The sequence below is a fragment of the Asaia sp. SF2.1 genome (assembly GCF_000505765.1).
Classification (GTDB): Bacteria; Pseudomonadota; Alphaproteobacteria; order Acetobacterales; family Acetobacteraceae; genus Asaia; species Asaia bogorensis.
Window position 1 is genome coordinate 146,947 of sequence record NZ_AYXS01000051.1, and the last position, 6,503, is coordinate 153,449.

Annotated in this window: 8 protein-coding genes; all 8 read left to right on the top strand. The window is 55.4% G+C overall.

What is annotated here, in order from left to right; translation table 11 throughout:
* Positions 1-305: response regulator (locus tag P792_RS0120585; protein ID WP_031241811.1), on the top strand; the 305-nt coding region annotated here is incomplete at its 5' end.
* 27 nt (positions 306-332) lie between these two features.
* Complete coding sequence (locus P792_RS35615; RefSeq protein WP_023980061.1) at positions 333-2,642, top strand: chemotaxis protein CheA; 2,310 nt, start codon at positions 333-335, stop codon at positions 2,640-2,642.
* Between the two features lie 39 nt (positions 2,643-2,681).
* Complete coding sequence (locus P792_RS35620) at positions 2,682-3,152, top strand: chemotaxis protein CheW (RefSeq protein WP_023980062.1); 471 nt, start codon at positions 2,682-2,684, stop codon at positions 3,150-3,152.
* Positions 3,149-3,988 (top strand): protein-glutamate O-methyltransferase CheR, encoded by an 840-nt coding sequence (locus P792_RS35625; protein ID WP_031241816.1) that lies wholly within the window; start codon positions 3,149-3,151, stop codon positions 3,986-3,988. The genes P792_RS35620 and P792_RS35625 overlap by 4 nt, the downstream gene beginning before the upstream one ends.
* Positions 3,989-3,990: 2 nt before the next feature.
* Positions 3,991-5,031, top strand: coding sequence for a chemotaxis response regulator protein-glutamate methylesterase (locus P792_RS35630; protein WP_023980064.1), 1,041 nt, complete (start codon positions 3,991-3,993; stop codon positions 5,029-5,031).
* Positions 5,032-5,110: 79 nt separating this feature from the next.
* Positions 5,111-5,500, top strand: a complete 390-nt coding sequence (locus P792_RS35635) for a response regulator (RefSeq protein WP_023980065.1) — start codon at positions 5,111-5,113, stop codon at positions 5,498-5,500.
* Positions 5,500-6,060, top strand: a complete 561-nt coding sequence (locus P792_RS35640) for a chemotaxis protein CheD (protein ID WP_023980066.1) — start codon at positions 5,500-5,502, stop codon at positions 6,058-6,060. The genes P792_RS35635 and P792_RS35640 overlap by 1 nt, the downstream gene beginning before the upstream one ends.
* A gap of 132 nt (positions 6,061-6,192) precedes the next feature.
* A partial coding sequence (locus P792_RS39515; RefSeq protein WP_152530295.1) for a hypothetical protein occupies positions 6,193-6,503 on the top strand: 311 nt, incomplete at its 3' end.

The following is a 6,503-nucleotide window of genomic DNA, read 5'->3' on the forward strand; positions in this document are numbered from 1 at the left end:
AAGGCGCTGGATACGACGTTATTCAGGGGAATGATGGTGTGGAGGGTATCAGCGTTCTCGAAGCAGCGACCCCCGCGCCGGATGTCATCATTACCGACATCAACATGCCCCGTATGGATGGTTTCGGCGTGATCGAGACGGTGCGCGGGCTTGAACCCTTCCGTCACCTGCCGGTTATCGTTCTCACAACTGAAAGCGACCAGGAAAAGAAGGCTCGTGCCCGAGCCGCCGGCGCAACCGGGTGGATCATAAAACCCTTCAACTCCGAAAGCCTTGTCTCCGCCATACGTCGCGTCACAGAGTAGAGAAGCAGGATCAGCATGAGCTCAGACATGGACGAAATCCTGGAGATTTTCTTTCAGGAATGCGAAGAGCAGCTGCAGGAGCTGGAAACAGGGTTGTCTGCGCTCGATGCAGATCGTGCGGAGGCGGATACAGTCAATGCGGTGTTCCGTGCCGTGCACTCCATCAAAGGCGGTGCCGCTTCGTTCGGCCTTCAGAATCTGGTCCGCTTCGCTCATGTGTATGAGAACTCGCTTGACGGTGTGAGGTCGGACCGGATCGCCCCCACACGCGACGTCATTGCCGTATTCCTCAAAAGCATGGATGTTCTGAGCGACCTCGTCGTCGAGGCCCGCGGAGGCGTGGCAGTCGATGCCGTTCGCATTGACGAGAACCTGGGCGAACTCCAGCGTGTCAATGCCTCCGGGGCTGGCCATACCGAGGCGAGCCAGGCCACAGATGCAGGGGCCATCGAGGACAGCTTCTGCCCCGTCCCTATGGAATTCGAGCCTGTCGCCTTCAGCTTCGACGACGATTTCAGCGTTGAGGCTGTAGAAAGTGAAATACCGGCCAGATGGTGCGTTTCTTTCCGCCCCCATGATGAGATGTATCACTGCGGTGACGATGCGCGGAATATCCTGACCGCGCTATCGAATCTTGCGAAGAGCAAGAGCGAGACGGCATTGATCACTTGCAAGACAGATTCTTTACCTGATCTCGATGCGATAGATGCTGAAAAATCCTATCTCAGTTGGGAGATCCTGTTGCCTCTTACGGTCGAAGAGGCAGCAATACGCGATGTTTTCGATTGGGTCGTTGACAGCTGCACATTTACGATCAGTCAGGACGACAAAAATTCTATCCCGACGGAGGCGCCCAAGGCGTACCCGGAGGCTGATATAACTCCTGATTCGGATGAGGGTGCGATTGTCAGCGTTGAGGAGCAGCCCGCTCAGCCCTCAGGCGCCGATCTCGCAATCATCCCGCAAGTACATGCGGATGATGAGCAGGCACCCCAGTTACCGGCGGTCGACATCCGTCCTCCAGCAGAGAAAATTCTTGAAGCTCTTGCATCGACTGCGCAAACGCTGAGGGAAGAAGAGCCTTCCACCGCTGCGGTGAGTGGGACACGCAAGACCGAGACAGCATCCATCCGTGTCGATCTTTCGCGCGTGGACGATCTTATGGATCTCGTAGGTGAACTGGTCATCGCCCAAGCTGCGGTGCAATCACTTTGCCAGAAGAGCGCCGTATCCGGCCATCATGAGCTGATACAGAGCATTGAAGGCATGCAAACCCTTACAAGGGACATACAGGATGCCGTGATGTCTGTGCGCGCCCAGCCGGTGCGGAGCGTCTTCCAGCGGATGCAACGCGTCGTGCGCGAGGCTAGCGCCATGACGCGCAAGGTTGTCAATCTCGAGCTGGAGGGAGAGGACACCGAAGTTGATCGCACCCTGATCGAAAAGCTGGCGGCACCGCTCACGCATATGCTGCGAAACGCCGTCGACCACGGCATAGAGTCTATCGAAGATCGCTTGGCCGCGGGCAAACCATCCGAGGGAAATATCACACTCTCCGCCGAGCACCGCTCGGGACGCATTCTGATCACGATCAAGGATGACGGCGCGGGCGTCAATCGCCAGCGTGTATTCGAGACGGCGGTGAAGCGGGGAATCATCCCACACGACGCAACCCTGAGCGAAGACGAGATCAACAACCTTATCTTTACCCCAGGCTTTTCAACGGCCTCAGAAGTCTCGGATCTCTCGGGTCGAGGGGTTGGAATGGACGTGGTCAAGCAGGCTATCATGAGCCTTGGTGGCCGCGTAGTGATCAGCAGTGTGCAAGGCAAAGGGACAACCTTCAGTCTCAGCCTTCCCCTCACCCTTGCCATTCTCGACGGGATGCTTATCAACGCCGCCGAAACAACAATGGTCATCCCGATTTCAGCCGTCTCTGAAGCCATCATCGTTAGTGAAGGCGATGTTTACGCATTGCCAGATGGTACAAGTATCATCTCGAAGCGCGGTGAATGTATCCCGCTTTTGCCACTCGCAGCGACTCTCGGTCTTGCCGCGCCACGCAAGCAGGAGACGCTCGAAGGCGCTGTCGTGCTTGTGGTCGAAAATGAGTCGGGCAGCCGCGCAGCACTCATTGTTGATGAGATCTGCGGTCAGACGCAGGTCGTCATCAAGAGCATGGAAAAGAACTATCGCCATATTTTCGGTGTGTCGGCCGCAACAATTCTCGGGGATGGAAGCGTTGCGCTCATTCTGGACGTTTCGGCCCTCATCGCAGCAGCACTCAGCCAGACAGACAACAAATCGATGCTCGGATTGTCCGAGCTGGTAGCCTAGATCTTCATGAACATGCTCAGTATCAATCAGGAACCTCCGATGACCGAACAACTGACAACCATTGAAGGGCCCGGTGTCTCGTCGATCAAGATGATCGTTTTCGCAGTCGGTGCACAAGAATACTGCATACCCATCCTTAGCGTACGCGAAATCAGAGGTTTCGAAAAAACCACAACCCTGCCCTTTGCCCCCGCTTACGTGTGCGGTGCGATCAACTTGCGCGGCATTATCCTGACCGTTATCGATCTCGCAGCCTACCTGAACATTGCTCCGGAACTGGAAAATGCTCGGCGTGTCGTTGTCATCGTCGAATCAAGAGGCGGTGTGGTTTATGGCCTCCTGGTGGACCGGGTCATTGATCTCGCTGATATCAAATCGACTGATATCCAGCCGACCTCCGATGAGGGTGGATGCTTGCACGGTCTGGTGCTGGTCGATAACCGGATGATTGGAATTCTGAAACTTGATACGGTCGTCAAACAGCTTGTTGGCGAATCGCCCAAAGAATGACCGCCTCCATCACCCTCACTGCCCCTGAATATACAGACTCCGATTTTCGACGTCTGCAGGGAATTGCACAAGAGCAAGCTGGTATCTGCCTGCCAGACACCAAGAAGGCGCTCGTCTATGCACGTGTGTCGCGACGTGTGCGCGAAATGCAGATGGGTAGCTTCGAGGCGTATCTGCAGTTTGCCACCAGCCCCGCCGGCACGGTCGAGCTCGAAAAGCTGATCTGCGCTCTCACAACGAACGTAACGGGCTTCTTTCGTGAGCGGAATCACTTCGAACATTTGCGCACCGAAGTCATGCCCTCCCTGATTCCGTTGCTTCGTCAGGGAAAGAAGATACGTATGTGGTCAGCGGCCTGCTCGACAGGGCAGGAGCCGTGGAGCATCGCCATGACGACGCTCGAAAGCTTTCCGGAAATAGGGTCCTTTGATTTCCGCATTCTGGCGACAGACATCAACAGTGAAGTCGTGGCCCGTGCCGCCGAAGGCATTTACGCTCGCGACGAACTCGAGGGGATTCCGGAGCGGGAACGTTCTCTCTATCTTGAGGACCACGGCGGTTCGGCAAGCATGAGCGCCTCGTTGCGCGCCCTTCCAACCTTCCGGGTCCTTAATCTGAATGCTGGATGGCCTTTCCGCGGCAGCTTTTCAGTCATCTTCTGCCGCAACGTTGTCATCTATTTCGATGATACGACGCGCGAAGCATTATGGGCTCGTCTTGCCGAACGCCTCGAGCCGGGTGGCTTTCTTTATGTCGGTCATTCGGAACGCGTCGCCAATGCTGCGCAGTGCGGATTGATCAATATTGCACCGACCATATACAAAAAGGAGGGCTAGGTTTGTCCCCCCCGGTGAAAGTACTTGTAGTTGACGACTCCCGGACGGCGCGCGCGATGATACGCCATGCTTTTCAGGGGCATCCTGATCTGCTGATCACAGGCGAAGCCTCCAATCCCCTCGAAGCCAAGGATATGATTATTAAGGACCAGCCTGATGTCATCACGCTTGATATCGAAATGCCGAATATCAACGGACTACAGTTCCTGGACAAGATCATGCGGTTGCGACCGATCCCGGTCGTCATGGTCTCGAGCCTGACACAACGGAATGCCGAACTGGCACTTACTGCCTTGCAGATGGGTGCCTTCGACTGTTTTCCCAAGGCAATGTCATCCGCACCCGGAGTCAACGCCTATGCCGGCCTGCCAGGGATCGTCCGCCAGGCGGCAAAGTCCAAGCCGGAAACACGCGCCAAAGAGACGAAGCTGCCAGCATCGACACCTGAGCGCCTTGTCTGGTCTCAGGATTTTGCCGTTGTCGCCATAGGCTCATCGACCGGAGGCGTCGAGGCGCTTGAGGAGGTCTTGAGCGGGTTCCCTCCTGACAGCCCACCCATTGTCATATGTCAGCATATGCCAGCATTTTTCACAGCAAGTTTCGCTGCCCGTCTCGATAAGAAAATAGAGGCGCTATCGATACGCGAAGCGCAGGATCGCGAAGTCCTGCGAAGGGGCGATGTCCGAATTGCGCCCGGTGGCTCTCATCATGTGACGGTTACCCTCAACGCTCAAACCGTCACAACACGACTGCATACGGGTCCCGCCGTCAACGGACATACTCCATCTGTCGACGTGCTGTTCGACTCGGTTACGGAACAGGTGGGAAAGGCGGCGCTCGGCATCATTCTGACAGGTATGGGGCAGGATGGTGCAGAAGGGTTGCTAGCGATGCGCCGTTCAGGGGCATGGACAATTGCGCAGGACAAAGCGACCTCGGTGGTGTACGGAATGCCCCGCGTCGCTGCTGAAATCGGGGCAGCGGCGCAGATCGTGCCGCTCAATCAGATCAGCCACGCCGCGATGACCGCTCGGGTACGTTAACACCATGATCCGCTTTATTCGCCAATTATCAAAACCTGTCACATTACCTTCTCTCAGCGTGAAGCCCTAAGGACCCGATATGCCCGCAGCCTCTCAAATTCGAGCTCTGATTGTCGATGACCAGGCTTCTATCCGTCAGGTTCTAGCCAACAATCTTGCCCAGCTTGGTTTCACGCAAGTGGCCCAGCGCAAGGACGGCAAGGAGGCACTTGAGTATCTGGGGCAGAATCCCACCCACCTGGTGATCTCGGATTTCAACATGCCTGTCATGGACGGCCTCGCATTGCTTCGCGCAGTGCGAGAAAATCCCAAGACACAGAAAACAGCTTTTGTCATTCTCACGAGCGAAGCGAGTCGTGATCTCGTACAAGAGGCAATCAAAGCGGGCGTGAACAATTTCCTCGCAAAGCCCTATACCGTCGCCAAGCTACGCGAAGTACTGGAGAAGGTCTTCGGACCTATCACCTGATGCAACAGCAAATGCTTACCCAAACCGTTATTCAGGGTGATGTCGTTGTTGCCGGGGGGGCTGACACTCTGCTTACCACCCTGCTGGGATCGTGCATCTCCGTATGCATGTACGATCCACTTGCCGGGATAGGTGGCATGAACCACTTTCTCCTTCCTACAGGAGAAGGATGCGACAATAGCACAGCCCTTCGTTTTGGGGTGAATGCTATGGAAAAGCTGATAAACGGCATTCTGACTTCTGGCGGCAAGAGAGACCGCCTTTTGTGCAAGGCATTTGGAGGCGCCGCGATCGTGCCTTCCTTAGGCAAGATCGGTCAGGAAAACAGCCTCTTTGTGGTGGGATACCTCGCAAACGAGAGAATATCCTGCGTCGCGCAAAGTCTGGGTGGCACACAGGCGAGACGCATACGCTTTTGGCCAGCCACCGGGCGCGCACAGCAAAATCTTGTCGAGGACGGCCGCGCAATCGGTGTTCAGGAGCAGGCCTATAACAAGAAAGAAGCCGCTTTCGAAAGAAAGTGGAAAACTGACGACAAGACCCATGTCGAGCTATTTTGAAAGATCGCCGATCGTCCAGGTGCTGACGCGACACCCCCTCCAGTCGCAGCAAATGAGGTTCAGAGTTTTTACGCGCCTGCCAATCTACGGGAAATACCTCCCAGCTTAAGCTATTTGGGATTCATGCAATCGATGAACACCGAGCCTCGCGAATTCATATCCAATATCGTTGCACAACTGGTTATCACACATGGCGATCTGCTGAGTGTGCAGGCAGCTATCGAGAGATCCGCGCTTAATATGAGTTTTCATGAAAGCGAGATCAGAAATTTGCAGAAGCTCGATCACGCGACTCAGTTTGTCGACGCAATCACTATCATACTACGCAACTTCATGCACACTGCGTGCCGTGATGATGACACACAGCTGAATCTCGAAGATCTTCTCAAAGATGTCCAACTTGGAAGCGTGCAGGGTCTCTTTACAGGCAGGAATGCCCCTCC

Bases quoted from the DNA above. Each gene is read 5' to 3' on its own strand.
- P792_RS35615 (WP_023980061.1), top strand. From the start codon at position 333: ATGGACGAAATCCTGGAGATTTTCTTTCAGGAATGCGAAGAGCAGCTG.
- P792_RS35620 (WP_023980062.1), top strand. From the start codon at position 2,682: ATGACCGAACAACTGACAACCATTGAAGGGCCCGGTGTCTCGTCGATC.
- P792_RS35625 (WP_031241816.1), top strand. From the start codon at position 3,149: ATGACCGCCTCCATCACCCTCACTGCCCCTGAATATACAGACTCCGAT.
- P792_RS35635 (WP_023980065.1), top strand. From the start codon at position 5,111: ATGCCCGCAGCCTCTCAAATTCGAGCTCTGATTGTCGATGACCAGGCT.
- P792_RS35640 (WP_023980066.1), top strand. From the start codon at position 5,500: ATGCAACAGCAAATGCTTACCCAAACCGTTATTCAGGGTGATGTCGTT.